The 18,612-nt window shown below is 63.9% G+C and carries 17 protein-coding genes; 10 read left to right on the top strand and 7 right to left on the bottom strand.

Annotation, left to right across the window (positions count from 1 at the left end):
• Window positions 1–69: 69 nt before the first annotated feature.
• On the top strand, window positions 70–327 hold the full coding sequence (locus tag DY201_RS10785) for a SemiSWEET family sugar transporter (protein ID WP_115731198.1): 258 nt from the start codon (window positions 70–72) through the stop codon (window positions 325–327).
• Between the two features lie 111 nt (window positions 328–438).
• Here DY201_RS10785 and DY201_RS10780 read toward each other — a convergent pair whose 3' ends face one another.
• From DY201_RS10780 to DY201_RS10770, 3 genes are all read right to left on the bottom strand, one after another.
• The gene (locus tag DY201_RS10780; RefSeq protein ID WP_342635182.1) at window positions 439–1,242 is read right to left on the bottom strand and encodes a hypothetical protein; all 804 of its coding nucleotides are present in this window, start codon (window positions 1,240–1,242) and stop codon (window positions 439–441) included.
• A gap of 255 nt (window positions 1,243–1,497) precedes the next feature.
• Window positions 1,498–2,559 (bottom strand): CapA family protein, encoded by a 1,062-nt coding sequence (locus DY201_RS10775; RefSeq protein WP_115731196.1) that lies wholly within the window; start codon window positions 2,557–2,559, stop codon window positions 1,498–1,500.
• Window positions 2,560–2,631: 72 nt separating this feature from the next.
• Window positions 2,632–3,723, bottom strand: coding sequence for a glycosyltransferase family 4 protein (locus DY201_RS10770; RefSeq protein WP_115731195.1), 1,092 nt, complete (start codon window positions 3,721–3,723; stop codon window positions 2,632–2,634).
• Between the two features lie 252 nt (window positions 3,724–3,975).
• Here DY201_RS10770 and DY201_RS10765 point away from each other — a divergent pair, with 252 nt between their 5' ends.
• From DY201_RS10765 to DY201_RS10750, 4 genes are all read left to right on the top strand, one after another.
• The gene (locus DY201_RS10765; protein WP_115731194.1) at window positions 3,976–4,410 is read left to right on the top strand and encodes an SH3 domain-containing protein; all 435 of its coding nucleotides are present in this window, start codon (window positions 3,976–3,978) and stop codon (window positions 4,408–4,410) included.
• A gap of 110 nt (window positions 4,411–4,520) precedes the next feature.
• A complete protein-coding gene (gene uvrB, locus DY201_RS10760) occupies window positions 4,521–7,574 on the top strand; it encodes an excinuclease ABC subunit UvrB (RefSeq protein WP_115731193.1) in 3,054 nt (1,017 codons plus the stop codon).
• 250 nt (window positions 7,575–7,824) lie between these two features.
• Complete coding sequence (locus DY201_RS10755; RefSeq protein ID WP_115731192.1) at window positions 7,825–8,364, top strand: type 2 periplasmic-binding domain-containing protein; 540 nt, start codon at window positions 7,825–7,827, stop codon at window positions 8,362–8,364.
• Window positions 8,365–8,389: 25 nt separating this feature from the next.
• Window positions 8,390–8,812 (top strand): VOC family protein, encoded by a 423-nt coding sequence (locus tag DY201_RS10750; protein ID WP_115731191.1) that lies wholly within the window; start codon window positions 8,390–8,392, stop codon window positions 8,810–8,812.
• A gap of 42 nt (window positions 8,813–8,854) precedes the next feature.
• Here DY201_RS10750 and DY201_RS10745 read toward each other — a convergent pair whose 3' ends face one another.
• The gene (locus tag DY201_RS10745; protein ID WP_115731190.1) at window positions 8,855–9,469 is read right to left on the bottom strand and encodes a glutathione S-transferase family protein; all 615 of its coding nucleotides are present in this window, start codon (window positions 9,467–9,469) and stop codon (window positions 8,855–8,857) included.
• 229 nt (window positions 9,470–9,698) lie between these two features.
• Here DY201_RS10745 and DY201_RS10740 point away from each other — a divergent pair, with 229 nt between their 5' ends.
• The 3 genes from DY201_RS10740 (at window position 9,699) to DY201_RS10730 (ending at window position 11,492) form a co-directional block, all read left to right on the top strand.
• The gene (locus DY201_RS10740; protein WP_115731189.1) at window positions 9,699–10,145 is read left to right on the top strand and encodes a hypothetical protein; all 447 of its coding nucleotides are present in this window, start codon (window positions 9,699–9,701) and stop codon (window positions 10,143–10,145) included.
• Window positions 10,120–11,100: a 4-hydroxy-tetrahydrodipicolinate synthase gene (gene dapA, locus DY201_RS10735; RefSeq protein ID WP_245431957.1), complete on the top strand. Its 981-nt coding sequence runs from the start codon at window positions 10,120–10,122 to the stop codon at window positions 11,098–11,100. The genes DY201_RS10740 and dapA overlap by 26 nt, the downstream gene beginning before the upstream one ends.
• A gap of 128 nt (window positions 11,101–11,228) precedes the next feature.
• The gene (locus DY201_RS10730; RefSeq protein ID WP_115731187.1) at window positions 11,229–11,492 is read left to right on the top strand and encodes a hypothetical protein; all 264 of its coding nucleotides are present in this window, start codon (window positions 11,229–11,231) and stop codon (window positions 11,490–11,492) included.
• Between the two features lie 52 nt (window positions 11,493–11,544).
• Here DY201_RS10730 and DY201_RS10725 read toward each other — a convergent pair whose 3' ends face one another.
• Window positions 11,545–11,910 (bottom strand): hypothetical protein, encoded by a 366-nt coding sequence (locus tag DY201_RS10725; protein ID WP_131922252.1) that lies wholly within the window; start codon window positions 11,908–11,910, stop codon window positions 11,545–11,547.
• A 137-nt stretch (window positions 11,911–12,047) separates the two neighbouring features.
• Window positions 12,048–12,533: an Lrp/AsnC family transcriptional regulator gene (locus DY201_RS10720; RefSeq protein ID WP_245431956.1), complete on the bottom strand. Its 486-nt coding sequence runs from the start codon at window positions 12,531–12,533 to the stop codon at window positions 12,048–12,050.
• Window positions 12,534–12,631: 98 nt separating this feature from the next.
• Here DY201_RS10720 and DY201_RS10715 point away from each other — a divergent pair, with 98 nt between their 5' ends.
• Both DY201_RS10715 and DY201_RS10710 read left to right on the top strand, forming a co-directional pair.
• Entirely contained in the window at window positions 12,632–13,828 is a 1,197-nt protein-coding gene (locus tag DY201_RS10715) for a diaminopropionate ammonia-lyase (protein ID WP_115731184.1), read from the top strand.
• Window positions 13,829–13,945: 117 nt separating this feature from the next.
• Complete coding sequence (locus DY201_RS10710; RefSeq protein WP_115731183.1) at window positions 13,946–15,301, top strand: serine hydrolase; 1,356 nt, start codon at window positions 13,946–13,948, stop codon at window positions 15,299–15,301.
• Window positions 15,302–15,379: 78 nt separating this feature from the next.
• Here DY201_RS10710 and DY201_RS10705 read toward each other — a convergent pair whose 3' ends face one another.
• Window positions 15,380–18,523 carry an efflux RND transporter permease subunit gene (locus DY201_RS10705; RefSeq protein WP_115733716.1) on the bottom strand — a complete coding sequence of 1,048 codons (3,144 nt, stop codon included), beginning with the start codon at window positions 18,521–18,523 and terminating at the stop codon, window positions 15,380–15,382.
• Window positions 18,524–18,612 lie beyond the last annotated feature (89 nt).

Here is an 18,612-nt window from a genome sequence, read left to right as displayed (position 1 = left end):
GCTTCACAGTCGCCAGTGATTCTGGCATAGCTCGCGCCGCACGATTTGTGCTTTTGGGAAGCTCCCGCATTGAACCCCCTGTTTGAAATCGTCGGCGCCGTCGCCGCCATCCTGACCACGCTGTGCTGGCTGCCGCAGATCGCCAAGATCCTGCGCGAGCGCAAGACCAGTGACATCTCGCTCGGCACCAATGCAGCGCTTGCCACCGGCATCTCGCTGTGGATCGTCTATGGCGTGGCGCTGGGATCGCTGCCGGTCATCGTGTCCAACGTCGTCACGCTGGTTTTCATCCTCGCCATCGTCGGGCTCAAGCTGCGCTTCGGCTAGCGTATCGGCCCGAAAACCGGAATCGGTCTTCGCAAAGCACGATATTGAGCTTCAAGGAATTGGAACGTCCGTTTGCGCGTGCGAATGGACGCGCGGCGCTCCAACCGCGTCTCACGAGCCGATCTTGCGCACCAGCGCGGCCGTTGCCAGGATCGTCGCCATGTCGGCGATCATCGGCTCGATATGCGCCTTGTAGTCGAGCGCCACATCCGACGCCGGCAGCTCGAAAAAATTCTTCTGGTGCGGCAACAGCAGAAAGCCGCTCGTGCCCGACATCGCAATGCGCGCCGGCTCGCCCGGCCACGCATCCTTGAGCCAGGTCAGCGCCTGCGCCATCTGGCCCGATACCAGCGGCTGGGCTGCGTCAACATTGTCGCTGCGGAATTCATAGGCCATATCAAGTTCCTGCACCCCCGACCGCAGCTCCTTCAGGCCACCGCCGAAGAGTTCGCCGAAGAAGCTCAGGACCGCATTGGTCCGGATTGTTGCAATCAGCGTGCCTGCAAACGGCTTCTTCAGCCCAAACGCCACGATGACGCCCTGGAAGGTTGTGGAGTCGTGCTTTTCTGCCCGTTGCTTCAGCAGCGCTTCGTACAGCTCGAAATCGAAACCATCGTAGTTGCCGGAAATAAAATCATCGATTTCGAGGACGTTGTACTTGCCAACAGTGGATTCCGGCAGGTTCACAAAGGACGGCGGCGTCGCACCTCGTTCATGTTGCATATTCTTGATGAAGCCGAAGACGATCGGCAGCAGCATGTTGCGAAACGATGCATTGGCAGCTTCCAGCGGTCGCATCGCACGGAAATAGGCGAAGAAGGCCGCGATGAAGCTCAACACATAAAGATAGACATGCGGTGTCGACAGCCACTGCTCGTTGACATCCGCAATGAAGTTGAAGATCAGCGCCAGCACCAGAACCGCAACGATCAGGCCGCCGATGTAGAGGGGCACCCGCCACACGGTCGAAAGCCTGATTGCATTGCGCTCGGCCTGATAGGTCTCGAGATCTCTCTTGATACCCGCGAGCGTCGCCTCGTCGGGCATGAAACCAGCTGCGCTCATATGTGCCCCCATGGCGCGCCGATTTGACGCCGCACGCTGACCGGATGATAGCCGCTTTTCGCCAAATGTCGCGGCGTAAACAAGGAGATGCAACGATATCCGGACTCAGCTCGTGAGACCTCGGGGAGCGGCTCCATAAACCGCTTGCCAGCGCGCCAACGCCTTCGTTCCGAGATCGCCGTCGACCTTTTCGAGCGGCATCATCCTCTCGCACTCACCGTCGCGCTGGCGCATGAACGGCACCAACCGGTAGCTTGCGATCTCGCCACGCGTCGCAGCGTCGGCGCTGACATCGACGGCAAGGATCGCGCTGATACGCCCTGGCCAGGGTTGCCGCGCCAGCGCGGTGCCAAGGAAATCACCAAGCCCGTAGGCTACCAACGTGTCGTCGACGCGCGCGATCGGCTGCACGACATGGGCGTGATGCCCGACAACCAGCCCGGCGCCCAGCCGAGCCAACCTTTGCGCCCAGGCACGCGTACCCGCACGTGGAAAATGACGAAACTCCCAGTCCCAGTGCGGCACGGCGCAGACAAGATCGGCGCCTTCCGCACCCACCAGTCCGTTGCCGGAAGTGTCAAAGAAATCTTGGGCCATGGCAACGCGCCCGGAGAAGGCCTCAGCGGGCGCATTGCGCCATTGCGTGAATGCCGCGAGCCCGAGCGTCAGCGGGCCCACAGACAGCTTGCTCACCACCGTTGTGGTGCCGATCGTCGCAATGCCAAGTCTGTCCAGCGCCGCAAGCGTCGCCTCGAAACCTTCGGCTCCCTGGTCCAGCACGTGGTTGTTGGCGAGAGACAGCACCAGCCGCCCGGCAGAGATCCCCGCCGCAGCCAGCACCCCCTGAAGAAACGCCTCGGTCATCGCATGATGCGTACCAAGCCGCGTCCCCATCCGCGCGCTCGGCCGGTCCACCACCGGGCTCTCGCAATTGCCGATCACCAGATCTGCGGATGCCAGAAGCGCGGAGAGCTCACGGTCAAAGACCGGCGGCCGCTTGTTGGCGACGGCGGAAATGTCGCCGACGAACGCCAGGCGCACGCTCTGCCCAGGCTTGGGCAGGAACCGCACCCGATCGGGCAGACGGCCCGGGGTATTGCCCCGCAGCGACGGCCTGACGAAGCGCACCGGCCAGGTGATCTTGTAGGAGAAAGGATAGTTGGACACGCAACGCCTGAATTTGACTATGCCCACCCTAGCAGCTTTTCATTGCGTACAACTGGCGCTTTCGGCCAGCCGTTACTTTTGCCGACGTTTCTTGCTCGAGCGGTCGATGGCCAGGCGGTAGATTCTGTCGATCTCGCCGACGATGCGTTTGGGGTCGAGCTGGCGCGCGATCTCCTGCCGCCCCGCCTGCCCGATGGCCCGGCGTTGCGCCTCGTCGCGCAGGCCTAACGCCGCCGCGGCCATGCCGTCGACGTCGCCTATGGCAAAGCCCTGTTCGCGGGGCAAGAGATCGGCCATGTTGCCGACCCGCGTCGACAGCACCGGCAGCTCGGCTGCCATCGCCTCCAGCGGTGCGATCGGCGCCTGCTCGTCGTGCGAGGTCATCAGAAACACGTCAAAGGCGGGCAACAGCTCGAGCGCGTCGCTGCGCAGCCCCGGCAGATGGATTCGACCCTGCAGTTCTGGCGCAGCGATCGCCGCGTCCCACTCTGCCATGATGTCATTGCCCTGATTGGTCGAGCCGATCACCAGGAGCTCGGCATCGATACCTTTGTCCAGCAGCTTGCGCAGCACGCGCACCATATCGATCTGGTTCTTGCGCCCGCCGAGCTGGCCGATAGAGCCGATCAGGAACGCCTCGTCGCGAATGCCAAGGGTCGCGCGTGCCTTGGCTCGCGAAGCGGCCGACGCCGGCTCGATTCTGCCGACATCGAACATGTTGGGCAGCAGGTGGATGTGCCGGCGCGAAACCAGCCAGTGCTTGACGTAATAGTCCACCGTCCACTGGCTGAGCCCAATCACCTCATGGGCGAACAGCCATGGCAGCTGGTACTGGCGCGCATGCGCCGTCATCACGATCGGCGTGCCGGCGGCGCAGCGGAACACCAGCCCGAACTTGTTGCCACGACTGCCATGGCAGTGCACCACGTCCTCGCCCCAGTCTCGGATGGCATATCCGACGCGACGGATTTCCTTCGGCGTCGTAGCGAAGTTCGATCCCATCATCTGGATCGGGCCGTCGAAATGCTGGTGCTCGATCCACGAACCCAGCGAATGTACGAGCATCACTTCGTGCCCGGCATCGAGCTGAGCCTGGATCAGAATCCTGGAACTGGTGGCGACGCCGTTCAGCGCGCCGTGGCCAACGAGATGCGCGATCTTCATTGCGCTGGTGTCTGCAACAAATGGTTGGTCGGCAAGGTCATCTGGCGTCCGGGTCAGGAACTGAGTGGACGCTCTCTAACATCCCCCGACGATCAGGCATACACGGCTTGCGCACGCCACATCGCCGCGCCCGCAGCATTTGCCGCCCTGTTACCCAGGCATAAAGGATAATCCCTGCAGGACACTGGCGCGCGCAACAATAGCCAGTAATCTCAAGCAGTTCGCAATGAACGGGGTCTGGAGGGACTGCCCATGATGCTTCGAAGACTTGCCACCGCTGCGGCCTTGCTGGCCGGGTTGATGGCGTTGCCTGCCGGTGCGCTCGCCGCCGAAGCCTACACCACCGGCAACGTCAACGTCCGCAGCGGCCCCGGTACCGGTTATCCCAAGCTTGGCATGCTCTACGAGGGCACACGTGTCGACTTGCGCGGCTGCGAAGGCAACTGGTGCAACGTCTACGGCCCACGCCTGCGCGGCTGGGTCTCGGCCAACTATCTCGACGAATATGTCGGCCGTCCGCCGGCGGTGGTCGTCGCGCCCACCATCATCGTGCGGCCCCCGCATTTTCGCCCGCCGCACTGGAACCGCCCTCCTCACTGGAATCGCCCGCCCAAGCCACGGCCGCCGAGGCCACGTCCGCCCGGCGCCAACTGCAAGATCGCGCCCGGATTCCCCTGCCCAAGGTGACAACCTCCTGACAGCCTGATGTCAGGAGCCGAATTACCTCTCCATGCGGGTGCCGGCTTTCCGGCATCCGCGCCCTTTCCATTTTTGCCGAGACCGCCCATATTTCGCCCATGGCCAAATCTCCTGACAAGAAATCGCCCGCTTCGGGAAGCGACAACCGTGCCGCACAGCGCAAGCGCGGCGGCAATGGCGTAACCGACTTCCTCGACGCCTCCGAGCCTCTGCACCGCCCGGGCTTCGGCGAGGCGGCGCAGGCTGAGTTCACCGGCGCGCCCTTATCCGGCTCGATCGCCGACTGGGCCGACCAGATCGCCAGGGAGGCCGAGAAGCCACAGCCCAAGCCGAAAAAGATCCCCGAAAAGAGCTCTGCGCCGACGCGTTCGTCGCGCGGCACCTCGATGGGTGGCGCTGCCTCGGCCAAGGATCGTGCCGCCGCCGGCCTCAACCCAGTCGCCGGCCTCGACATCTCGCTCGAAGACGCCGCCTCGCTGTCCAATTCCGGCGTCACTGCAACGGTGGCAGCGCTGTCGGCGCTGATCGAGAGCGGCAACCCGTTGCACAAGAACGGCGAGATCTGGGTTCCCCATCGCCCTGCTCGGCCCGAAAAGTCCGAAGGCGGCATCCAGATTGTCATGCAGTCGGAATTCGAGCCGGCGGGCGATCAGCCGACCGCCATCAAGGACCTCGTCGAGGGCGTCGGCAATCACGACCGCACCCAGGTGCTGCTCGGCGTCACCGGTTCCGGCAAGACCTTCACCATGGCCAAGGTGATCGAGCAGACACAACGCCCAGCGCTGATCCTCGCACCTAACAAGACGCTTGCCGCCCAGCTCTACAGCGAGTTCAAGAAGTTCTTCCCCGACAACGCGGTCGAATATTTCGTCTCGTATTACGACTACTACCAGCCCGAGGCCTACGTCCCGCGCACCGACACCTATATCGAGAAGGAATCGACCATCAACGAGCAGATCGACCGCATGCGCCACTCGGCGACGCGCTCGTTGCTCGAACGCGACGACGTCATCATCGTCGCCTCGGTTTCCTGCATCTACGGTATCGGATCGGTCGAGACCTATACGGCGATGACCTTCCAGATGGCAGTGGGCGACCGGCTCGACCAGCGCCAGCTTCTCGCCGATCTCGTCGCCCAACAGTACAAGCGCCAGGACATCAATTTCGTCCGCGGCTCGTTCCGTGTCCGCGGCGACACCATCGAGATTTTCCCCGCTCACTTGGAAGACAGCGCCTGGCGCGTCTCGCTGTTCGGCGACGAGATCGACGCCATCACCGAGTTCGATCCGCTCACCGGCCAGAAGACCGGCGACCTCAAGTCGGTCAAGATCTACGCCAACTCACACTATGTGACGCCGCGTCCGACCTTGAATCAGGCTATCAAGTCGATCAAGGAAGAACTGCAGCACCGTCTGCAAGAGCTTGAAAAGGCTGGCCGTCTGCTCGAAGCCCAGCGCCTGGAGCAGCGCACCCGCTTCGACCTGGAAATGCTGGAAGCCACCGGGTCCTGCGCCGGCATCGAGAACTATTCGCGTTATCTCACCGGTCGTCGCCCTGGCGATCCGCCGCCGACCTTGTTCGAATACATCCCCGACAATGCGCTGGTCTTCATCGACGAAAGCCACGTCACGGTGCCGCAGATCGGCGGCATGTACCGGGGCGACTTCCGGCGCAAGGCGACGCTGGCCGAGTACGGCTTCCGCCTGCCGTCCTGCATGGACAACCGTCCCCTGCGCTTCGAGGAGTGGGACGCCATGCGCCCGCTCTCGGTCGCAGTGTCGGCTACCCCCGGCAACTGGGAAATGGAAGAGGCCGGCGGCGTGTTTGCCGAGCAGGTCATCCGCCCGACAGGCCTGATCGACCCGCCGGTCGAAGTGCGTCCGGCAAAGAACCAGGTCGACGACGTCGTTGGCGAAATCCGCGAGACAACCAAGGCCGGCTATCGCACCCTGGTCACCGTTCTGACCAAGCGCATGGCCGAGGACCTGACCGAGTATCTGCATGAGAACGGCGTCCGCGTCCGCTACATGCACTCCGACATCGATACGCTGGAGCGCATCGAGATTTTACGTGACCTGCGCCTCGGCGCCTTCGACGTGCTGGTCGGCATCAACCTGCTGCGTGAGGGCCTCGACATTCCGGAATGCGGTTTCGTCGCCATCCTCGATGCCGACAAAGAAGGTTTCTTGCGTTCGGAAACCTCGCTGATCCAGACCATCGGCCGCGCGGCACGTAACGTCGACGGCAAGGTGATCCTCTACGCCGATCAGATCACCGGCTCGATGGAGCGCGCGATGGCCGAGACCTCGCGCCGCCGCGAGAAGCAGATGGTGTGGAACGAGGCCAACGGCATTACGCCGGAGAGCGTCAAGTCACGCATCTCCGACATCCTCGACTCGGTCTACGAGAAGGATCACGTCCGCGCCGACATCTCGCAGTTCACAGACGAAGCCGGTGCGATGATGGGCAACAACCTGAAGGCCCATCTCGAGGCGCTCGACAAGCAGATGCGCAACGCCGCCACCGACCTCGATTTCGAGAAGGCCGCCCGCATCCGCGACGAGATCAAGCGCCTGCGCGACATGGAACTTGCCATCTCCGACGACCCGCTGGCGCGCGAGGTCGAGGGCCAAAGCCCGGCTTCCGGCCGCGAGAAAGGCAAGCACAACAAGGGCGTCGCCAAGCATCGCACGGTCGAGGAACAGGAGCGTTTCCGCAAGCTGGACGAGGCCCGTGCCGCCGAGGAAGCGGCCAAGGCTGCCCGTCCGAACCTGTTCCGCAAGCCGAAGCTCGACGAGATGGGCGCCGACGGCACGGTTCCCGCAGGCAAGTCGCTGTTCACCAAGCCTCATATCGACGACATGGGACCGGGCACCGACATGACCACGCCCGCCGGCGCAGTCTCGCGCTCGCTGTTCAAGAAGCAGTCTGCCGCCGAGGCCCACGGCTCCGATTACGGCGTCCCTGACGACGGCAAGTCCCTGTTCCGGAAGAACGACCTCGACGAAATGACCGTCCGGCGCACCGAAAAACCGATCGAAGGCGTCAAGCCGATCAAGCGCGCCAAGATCGGTGCCGGCTCCTACGAGGATCCGGCCGAAGCCGCGCGTGCGAAAAAGAAGCCGGGCAAATCAGGACGGCCGGGGAAGTAAGCGAAGCCTGGCTTCACGGACGGCGGCAAGAACAGTCGCTAGCACGGACCCGCATTGTCCTGCTGCCCATTCGGTCGATGCCGCACACGCCACTCGATATTTCCGCGCGAGATGCAGAGATCCTTCAATGCGGCATCGTCCAGGCGCGATAGTCTCCACGCAGCAAGCCATTCGCTTAGGGCTGACGTCGCCGAACTGATTGATACCAGCATAGCGCGGTCTTAGGCAGTTCGACCAGACTTGACCGCGCGTGCGGGTGTCGTTGATTTGCGACACAAGCCAGCGCCTGCTTGAAAAGCTCGATGGTGGCGAGGTCGACTTGACCTTCGCGGTAGAGAAATGCGGCCACAATGGCGAGACACTTCTTTCTGACCCGCTGGCCTGGGTCGGCGCCAAAGGTGGCCAGGCCTTTGAACGCGATCCCCTGCCCATATCGACAGACGACGAAACCTGCTTCCTGCGGCCCTTCGCGCTCAAGGCACTGGCAGACCATGGACGCGTCTGGCGCTGGGTCTGCGAAGACAGCAATTTCGATCCCATCCTGGCGACACTCGACGCCGACATTGCTGTAGCACCGTTGCTGGCCTCGGCACCCGTTCGCAGTTGGTTGCGTGATCCAAGGTCGTTGTTTGCGGCAGCCCAACCTCACGCCTTCAGCCTGCTTCGGCTCCGGCAGAAAAAATGTTCACAGACCATGTCGGGTCTGACCTGCGTCGTTCGTCCTAGGAGCGAGGCATCGGCAGACGAAGCCTACGATGCCCTGAAAAGCGCCGCCACAAGTGGCGATTGACTCAAGCGAGGAACGGAGACAACTGATGTCGGAAGCTCAAGCATACCCCGCCCCGAAGGTCCTTGGCGGCCTGATCGCCTACCTGCAGGTCGACGGCGCCTTCAAGGCGGCCGAGTTCTACAAGCGTGCCTTCGGCGCCGAGCAGGTCTTCGCCTACCCCGCCGACGAGCAGGGCCGGACCATGCACGTCCATCTCTATGTCAACGGCTCGTCGATGATGCTGTGCGACGCCTATCCCGAGCACGGCCATGCGCACGAGAAGGCGCAGGGTTACACCATGCAGCTCATCCTCGGCGACGACATCGACGCCTGGTGGGAGCGCGCCGTCGACGCCGGTTGCGAGGTGGTTGTGCCGCTCGAAATCATGTTCTGGGGAGACCGCTGGGGCCAGCTGCGCGATCCATTCGGCGTCGCTTGGGCGATGAACGCGCCGGTCAAGCCGGCCTGACAGTCTTCAGTACCCGCTGCGCGCCTCCGGGCGCGCGGCGATCTACCGATCATGAGTCTCGCCCGACAAGGGCGTCGCCAGCATCGACGGACGTTGCTCGAACGCGTCGAACCAGGCCGTCAGCCGCGCCCGGCCGCGAAACGACGGAAGCTCGCGAAACGCCATCCACGACAGCGCCGTCGCCACAGCAATGTGCCCGACGTTAAGTGGCGCCTCGGCAATCGCACCTTCGAGCCAGTCATAGGTCGCCTCGATCTTGTCGTTGTAGCCCTCGGCAAGCGCCGGATAGCGCAGTTGTTCGGGCCGCCGCTCCCTCTCCCAGCGCAGGCCGATGCCCGCCTGCGCCAGCCCCTGCGCCACGGCCTGCAACCGGAGCGCCCGCCAGCGAGCCTCACCCTCTCCAGGGATCATTTTCACACCATCATGCAGCGTGTCGAGATAGGCGCAGATGACGTCCGAATCGAAGATAGGCTCGCCCGCGTCGCGCAAAAGCACCGGCACTTTCCCGAGGGGGTTCTCGGCAAAAACGCGCGCATTGCGCAGTGTCGGGCTGGTCTCTTGGTGGATCACCTCCAGCCGCTCGGCGATGCCGGCCTCATGGGCGAACACCAGCGTCTTGCGGGCGAAGGGGGAGTGGGTCTGGTAATAGAGGATCATCGTTTCCCTATGCGGACTGGCGGCAAATAGCTCAGCCGGTTCTAGCCCTTGGCCGGCGAGAATTGCGCTCTCATTGGCGCCATCAGGCGCAAGTTCGTTGCGCGCCGGCCTGCCCTTCCGATGCGTTTCCATGTCACTACGCCGCGGCCCGTCCCTATGCGATTCATATAAAGCAGCCCGCGTCCCTCTCTCGAATTCACACGCGCCGGGGGACTATCTGTTCCTCATCATGAAGCCGGAAAACATCGCAGCGCTGGTCGATCGCGTCGCCGACATCAGGATCCTGCGCGAGCACCATGTCTGGGCCGCCGCCGACCTGCTTGGCCTTGACGGCCTAGACGACGAAAGGTCGCGCCGAACGCGCCGAAAATTCCGGGAGCTGATGGAAGCTGATGCGTTGATCGACGCGTTGCTGTTGCTTGCCGCCAGCGCCGAACCGTCGAGGTCGGTCGAAAACATCAGCAACCACGCCGGACACTGGGTCTGTTCCATGCGCTACACCACGGCCGGCACCAGCCGATCCTGCACGGCCGAACATGCCGACCTTGCCGCCGCGGTCCTCGCTTCGCTGCTGGCAAGCTTCCAGCAGACGTCCACGGCGCGCCGCCGCCGCGTCACCCCTTTCCTCCAGCACGAACGGGCCAACCGCCATGACACCCAAATCCGTGACCACTGAGCAGACTCATCCGCGCTTTATCGGCGCGATGTCAGCACTCCCCACGCCGTTCAGTAACGGCGAAGTCGACCTGAGAAGCCTTGCCGCGCTTGTCGAATGGCAGATCGCGGAAGGCATCAACGGCCTGGTTGCCTGCGGCACTACGGGCGAAGCCCCGACCCTGTCCTGGCATGAGCGTATCATGGTCATCCGAAAGACGGTGGCTTCCTCCAACGGGCGCGTGCCGGTCATTGCCGGCACCGGCACCAACAGCACGGAATCGACTATCGCCTTCACCGCGGCGGCGCGCGATTTCGGCGCCGACGCCGCGCTGATCGTCACGCCCTACTACAACAAGCCGAGCCAGGCCGGCATCGTCAGACATTTCGAGACGATCGCGGCCAAGGTCGACATCCCCATCATCGTCTACAACGTTCCGGCCCGCACCGGCGTCGACCTGACACCAGCCACCATCGAGCATTTGGCGGCGATCCCCAGCATCGTCGGCTTCAAGGATGCGACGGGCGACCTGTCGCGCCCGATGGCGTTCGCCCAGAGGTTCGCCGACCGCTTCACCTGGCTGTCCGGCCACGACGCCACCGCTTTCGGCTTCAACACCATGGGCGGCAGCGGCACCATTTCGGTGGTTTCCAATGTTGCGCCGCGCCTTTGCGTGGCGATGCACGACGCCTGCCGGCGGGGTGATCCGCACGCGGCGCGCGAAATCCACAACCGCCTGCGCCCGCTCATCGCAGCGCTCGAACTCGAAACCAACCCTGTGCCGGTCAAGCACGCGCTTTACCTGATGGGCAAGATGGCATCGGACGTCCGGCTGCCCCTGGTCGAGGTCGAGCCGAATACTGCATCCGCTATCAGCGACAACCTGTCGGTGCTCGACGCGCAGGCCCGCCCCTCGCGCGCGCTCCATTCCGTCCGGATGGCCGCCCGCGCGGCCTCGAACGCCAGGCATTTATGAGATCTGAATTTCTTCGTCCCGCGCCGCCAATCGAATTCATATGGCGAGGGCATCACATCGTGAAATGCAACGAACCTCTCGAGAGACGGCAGCACCGTTCCCGGGAACTTCAGGAAAGGCACGACATCATGGGTACTCTTGCTCGCGACATCCATCCGGCGCTTCACGCCCACCGCTTCATGGTCGGCCGCGACCCGCAGGGGCGCTGGGTCGTCAGCGACGAACTGGGCATGGTCGGCGGCATCTTTGCCGACAAGGATTCGGCGGTCCGCTTCGCCCTGGCCGAAAGCGACCACATGCCGGGCGCGGTTTTCTGCGCGCCTTGCGAGGTCACGCTCAACATCGAGCCGATCTCGGCTCACGAAACCGCACCCGCCACCGGCCACCACTAGCCCTGGAGCAGTAGCTCCAATGTGCGAATTCACGCCTCCCGCCTAAACGTGTTCAATGACCTTCATGGCTGCCCCCTCCGGGGCTGCCGGCGGGAAAGGAGCACGGCGCCATGGCAGGTCTCAGCACATTCGCCTTCGCAGCAAGCATCCTCGGAACAGTAGTGGCATTCTCGGTCGCCGATGCGGCACCGAAGGTGTCAGCCCCAGGTGACCCGGCAGGCCTGTCCCGCAACGATGACCTCATTCTGATCGGCAGCAGGTCGGTCACCGTCTCGAAGTCGACAAGCAAATCCAGCTCGCGCTCGAAAAGCTGCTCCAACGGCAGTTGCACCACCGACAGCGACTCCCAGAGCAATACGGGTACCAGTTCCTCGACAAGCACCTCGACGAGTGCCAGCTCTTCGAGCAACTCGAACACCAATTCGAATTGATCCGATATCGCTCCATTCAGTTTTCAATGCCGATCCCCAACACCTCACAGACCCGCTCCGGCGGGTCTCTTTTTTCGCCCATCGGGGCCGTTGGGATTCAGATCAAGTCGGCCACATCGGAGTATCAAGCACCCAGCGGTACCGTCAGCCCGGCCTTGACCCGGTCCATCGCCACCAGTGTGCGGAACTTCTTGATGTTGGGATTGGCGAAAAACAGGCGCCGGGTCAGCGCCTCATACTCGGCCATGCTGGCCACCGTCACCACCAGCACGAAATCCGCCTCGCCGGTGACGTAGTAGCACTGCTGCACTTCGGGTGCCGCGCCAAAACTCGCCTTGGTGGCGTCGAGCAGCCCGATCTGCTCGCTCTCGATGGATATCTCGACGATGATGGTGATCGGCCGCCCGACCTTGTCGGGATCGACCACCGCGACATTGGCGGCGATGACGCCGCCCTCCTCCATGCGCTTGATGCGCCGCTGCACAGCTGGCGCCGACAGATGCACCGCCTCGCCGATCTCGCGCTGCGGCGTTGCATTGTCGCCCTGCAGGATATCGAGGATCTTCAGGTCGAATTCGTCGAGCTCGACAGCTTTGCCGGCATTCCTCAAGACATCGTCCCCGCGATACAAACTTGCACAAACTCGGCCGGATAAGAGCGCATTTCTCATGTCGGGTGCAATATGATTGCGCCGAGGAGAAATCGCCCATGCTTATCCGCAACCAGCACGCCGACTATCGCAAGACGCTCGACGCGGTCGATGCGGAAACGCTTGGAATCGAAGCCGCCGAGACGGTCGAACGCTTCCTGTCGCACCGGCCCAACCATCGCCCGACTCCGCTGCGCTCGTTGCCGGCGCTGGCCCAGAATCTGGGCATCGGTGCCGTCCATCTGAAGGACGAGGGTTTTCGCCTCGGCCTCGGCAGCTTCAAGGCGCTCGGCGGCGCCTATGCGGTCATTCGCCTCGTGCTGGAGGCGGCGGAAGCGCGGCTCGGCCGTCCGGTCGCCATCGCCGAACTGCACAGCCCCGAAGTGGCAAAAATCTCCGCCGCCATGACTTTCGGCTGCGCCACCGACGGCAATCACGGCCGCTCGGTCGCGCAAGGGGCGCAGCTCGTCGGCGCCCGTTCGGTAATCTTCGTCCATGCCGGGGTCAGCGACGCGCGCGTCGCTGCCATCGCCCGCTACGGCGCGGTGATGGAGCGCGTCGCCGGCACCTATGACGACTCCGTCGCCGAGGCGGCGCGGGTCTGCGAGGCCAATGGCTGGACCGTCGTCTCCGACACCTCCTGGCCCGGCTACGAGCGCATCCCAAGGCTCGTCATGCAGGGTTACACGGCGATCTTCCGCGAGGCGCTCGAAAGGCTACCGCAGCCGCCCACCCATGTCTTCATCCAGTCCGGCGTCGGCGGCATTGCCGCTGCCGCCTCGGGCTACCTCGCCTGCCGCTTCGGCAAGGCGCGGCCGATCTTTGTCGTCGTCGATCCGGCCCGCGCCGCCTGCATCTTCGAGACGGCGCGGCAAGGCAAACCGGTCAAGATCGCCCATGGGGAACCGACCGTCATGGCGATGCTCGAATGCTACGAGCCGTCGCAGGTCGCCTGGCGCGTGCTGTCGCGCGTCGCCGACGCCTTCATGACCGTCGAAGACGAGACTGCCGTCGAAGCCATGAACCTACTCGCCCGCCCCTTCGGCCATGACCCGGTGGTGGTATCAGGCGAAAGCGGCGGTGCCGGCCTCGCCGGCCTGCTCGTCGCCACCCGCGATCCCGACATGCGCGCCGCCATCGGCCTCGATGCCAACGCACGCGTCCTGCTCGTTATCACTGAAGGTGCCACCGACCCCGACCGCTACCGCGACCTCGTCGGCCTGACACCGGGAGATCTTGCCATCGCGGGGAAGTGACGGGCAGCGATGCCCCTTTCGTTGGGAGAAGGCCAAGCCGCGCGTCATCGCGCCATGCTAGTGCAATGTCCGCCGCCTATCAGCCATCATCCAAGTCTGATATGAGGGCACTCCGAGATGACCTTTTCTGCCGCGGCAGTTTCCTCCAGCTCGCACTTTCCATCCCCAGCCGAGATCAAGCGTATCCTCGTCGAGCGCATCGACGTACAGCGCCATAGCGTCGGCATCGTGATCGGCACATTCGGCCCAGAAGGCCGTGTCGTCGTCTCGCACGGCAAATTCGGCGCCTACTACGCCCGTCCTGTCGATGCGGACACCGGCTTCGAGATCGGCTCGATCACGAAGGTTTTCACCACGCTCCTGCTCGCCGAGATGGCCGGGCGCGGTGAGGTCGGGCTCGACAACCCGGTCGCCATGCATCTGCCCGCCACCGTCCATATGCCGACGCGCGACGGCCGCGAAATCACCCTGACCGACCTCGCCACCCACACCTCCGGCCTGCCGCGCCTGCCCGAAAACATGGCGCCGTCAGACGACGACAACCCGTATGCCGACTACAGCGTCGAGCAGATGTACGCGTTCCTGTCTGCCTACGAGCTGCCGCGCGACATCGGCAGCCAGTACGAATATTCCAACCTCGGCATGGGCCTGCTCGGCCATGCGTTGTCCCGCCGTGCAGGCCTGAGCTATGGCGCGCTGGTCCGCGAGCGCATCCTCGCGCCGCTCAATATGCACTCCACCGCCGACACACCGGCCGTCTACAGGAAGTCGCGCCTGGCCAATGGCCACGACGCCCAGCTGATGCCGGTGCTGAACTGGGACCTGCCGACGCTCGCCGGTGCCGGCGCCCTGCTGTCGACTGTCGACGACATGCTGAAATTCGTGGAGATGCTGGTCGACCAGCGCACTTCACCGCTTAGGAAAGCACTTGCCACCACGCTTTCGATCCGCCGCCCTGCCGGCGTGGGAGACGACGAGACCGGTCTCGGCTGGGTCATCTCGGGCAGCGGCGTCGACCAGATCGTCTGGCACAATGGCGGCACGGGCGGCTATCGCTCTTATCTCGGCTTCATGCCGGCCAAGGGTGTCGGCATCGTTGCACTTTCCAACACCTCGACCGAAGTTGGCGTCGATGACATCGGGCGGCACCTGCTCGACAGCAGGAACCCGCTGGCCGAGCCACCAAGGGAACGTATCGCCATCACCCTCGATCCAACGATCTGCGACCGTTATGTCGGCGTCTACAGGCTGGCCCCGGAGTTCGAAATCGCCATCACCCGCGAAGGCGCGAGCCTCTTCGCCCAGGCAACCGGCCAGGGCCGCCACGAGATCTTTGCCGAGAACGACAGCCAGTTCTTCCTCAAGGTCGTCGACGCCCAGCTCAGCTTCGATGTCGGTGCCGACGGCCGTGCCACTGGCATGACGCTGCACCAGAACGGTATCGACCAGCAGGCACCGAAGGTGGTGCCCTAGCCACCTCGGCCTGCCCAAACGAACACCGGCCCCTGCTTGAGGCAGGGGCCGGTTGAAAGCTCAGCGCTTGGCGGGCGACTATTCCGCCGCCAGCGCCGGGTGCTGAATGAGCGCAGCGGTGTTTTCGCCCTTCTCCGCATGCGGTTCGGCCGGCTTGGTCTTCGGCTCACGGCCAAAGAACAGCGCATAGCCGGCCGGCAGCACCAGGATGGTCAGCACGGTGGCGACCAGGATGCCGCCCATCATCGAATAGGCGAGCGGGCCCCAGAACACGCCCCAGGAAATCGGGATCAGCGCCAGCACCGCCGTCATCGCCGTCAGAACGATCGGACGGAAGCGGCGCACGGCGGCGCCAATGATCGCCTCTGAGCGCTCCATGCCCGCCGCGATGTCCTGGTCGATCTGGTCGACGAGGATGATCGAGTTGCGGATGATGATGCCGAGCAGCGCGATGACGCCGAGGATCGCCACGAAGCCGAACGGCGCGCCTGAGATCAACAATGCCGCAGCGGCCCCGATGATGCCGAGCGGACCTGTCGCCAGCACCAGCATTGCCTTGCCGAAGTGCTGCAATTGCACCATCAACAAAAGCACGATGACGAGCAACATCACCGGCGCCTTGGCGGCGATCGAGGCCTGGCTTTCGGCCGCGTCCTCGGCACCGCCCTGGATCTCGACCTTGTAGCCGGGAGCCAGGCCGTCGCGCAGCGGCTTGAGATCGGCATAGAGCTTCATCGCCACGTCGTTGGCCTGGATGTGGTCGGGCAGCGTCGCACGGACCGTGATCGTCGGCAGGCGGTCGCGGCGCCATTCGATGCCCTGCTCCATGACAGGCACCACCTTGGCCACCTGCGACAGCGGCACGAACCCACCAAAGTCGGTCGGAATATAGACCGAGTTGACCGCCGTCAGAAGGTGACGGTTGGCCTCCGGCTCGCGGGCGACGATCGATACCGTCTCCTCGCCGTCGCGGAAATTGTCGAGCGGCGCGCCCTGCATCGTTGCCTGCAGCATCTGGCGGATGCGTTGCGACGAGACGCCGAGCGCCCGCGCCCTGTCCTGATCGACCACCAGCTTCATCGCCGGCACCTGTTCCAGCCAGTCGTCATGGATGGCGCCGAGTTCCGGCGTCGCCGCGAACTTGGCCTTCACCTCGTCGGCGATGCGGCGCACTTCGGCCCGGTCCGGCCCCATGACGCGCAGTTGCACCGGCCAGCCTGTCGGCGGTCCGAGGAACAGGCGATCGACCTTGCCGCGGATCGACGGGAAATCCTCGGCCAGGATACCGCGCAGCTTGGTGATCAGTCGTTCGCGCGCCGGCTCGTCATTGGCCATGATCAGAAGCTGGGCATAGTTCGGGTTGCGCAGCTGCTGGTCCAGCGGCAGGAAGAAGCGCGGCGCGCCCTCACCGACATAGGTGGCGATGAACTTCTTGTCGGGGTCGTCCATCATGCGCTTTTCCAGCGCCTGGGCCTGCTTTTCGACCTCCTTGATGCTGGTGCCCTCGGGCAGCCACAGGTCGACGAGGATTTCAGGCCGCGACGACTGCGGGAAGAAGTTCTGCGGGATGAACTGGAAGGCAAACAGCGAGCCGAAGAAGGCCACCAGCGTCAGCACCAGAACGATGATGCGGTGGCGCACGGCCCAGCTCACCGTCGCGCGCAGGCGGCGGTAGAAGTTGGTATCGAAGGCATCGTGATGACTGCCGGCATGCTTGCGCTGCTTCAGGATCATGTTGCCGAGCCATGGCGTGAAATAGACGGCCACGAACCACGAGATGACGAGGGCGATACCGACGACATAGAACAGAGAGCGCACATATTCACCCGCCGTGGATTCGGCGAAGCCGACGGGAATGAAGCCTGCCGTGGTGATCAGCGTGCCCGTCAGCATCGGGAACGCCGTCGAGGAATAGGCAAATGACGCCGCCTCGACCTTGACCAGCCCCTCCTCGAGCTTTCGCTCCATCATCTCGACGACGATCATCGCATCGTCGACGAGCAGGCCAAGCGCAATGATCAGTGCGCCGAGCGAGATGCGCTGCAGGTCGATGCCCAGCTGGTACATGACAGCGAAGGTGGCGGCGAGCACCAGCGGGATGGTGATCGCGATGACCAGGCCCGAGCGCCAGCCAATCGACAGGAACGACACCACCAGCACGATCAGCAGCGCCTCGATCAGTGCCTTCATGAACTCGCCGATGGCTTCCGTCACCACTTCCGGCTGATTGGAGATCTGGTCGACCGACACGCCATAAGGCAGCGATTCCTTGAAACGCTTGTAGGTCTCCTCGACAGCCTTGCCGACGTCGGTGACCTTGAAGCCCTTGGCCATCACCACGCCGACCTGGACGCTGTCCTGGCCGTTGTAGCGGAACTTGCGCTGGTAGGGATCCTCAAGACCCGATGTCACCGTGGCGATGTCGCCGAGCCGGGTAACCTGGTTGCCGGCGCGCAGGCGCAGCTCGCGGATATCGGCCGTCTTGGACAGGTCGCCCTCGACCGAGATGCGCACCGAATGCGTGCCGGTGTCGACAGCACCCGCCGGGTCGATGTTGTTCTGCCCGGCGATGGTGTTGCGTACGTCGTTCAGCGTCAGGCCGCGTTCGGCCAATGCCTTGGACGAGACGTCGATATAGATGCGCTGCGGCTGGTCGCCGAGGATGACGGCCTTTTCGACGCCGGGCGTCGTCAGCAGCATGTCGCGCGCCTTGATCGCCAGCGCCTTCAGTTCGGGATAGCTGTAGCCCTCTCCCGCGATCGAGTGCAGCGTGATGAAGGTATCGCCGAACTCGTCGTTGAAATAGGGTCCGAGCAGGCCTTGCGGCAGCTCGCTCGAGATGTCGCCGACCTTCTTGCGCACCTGATAGAAGGCGTCCTTCACCTCGGCGGTGTCGGTGTCGCCCTTGACCTGCACGGTGATGATGGCGCTGCCGGCGCGCGTGTAGGACTTGACCCAGTCGAGATGCGGCGTTTCCTGCAGCTTGCGCTCGATCTTGTTGACGACCTGGTCCTGCATCTCCTCGATCGAGGCGCCCGGCCACACTGCCTGCACCACCATGACGCGGAAGGTGAATTCCGGATCTTCACTCTGGCCCATGCGCATCAGGCCGAGCGCACCGGTGATGATGATCAGCCCAAACAAGAAGCGTGCGATGCTCGGATGTCCTATCGCCCAACGTGACAGGTTGAAGGGCTGTTTGTCCTGGCTGGAATTGTCCATGGCCGTGGTTCCGATAAGGCGCAAGCCGCCGGTATCCGGCACAGCAGATGCGCAGGTTCAAATGTGAATGGCGTTCGCGGCGGCCCTCG

The sequence above is a fragment of the Aminobacter aminovorans genome, from assembly GCF_900445235.1.
Lineage (GTDB): Bacteria > Pseudomonadota > Alphaproteobacteria > Rhizobiales > Rhizobiaceae > Aminobacter > Aminobacter aminovorans.
The sequence above is the reverse complement of the archived record's forward strand: the minus strand, read 5'-3'. Positions and strand labels throughout refer to the sequence as shown.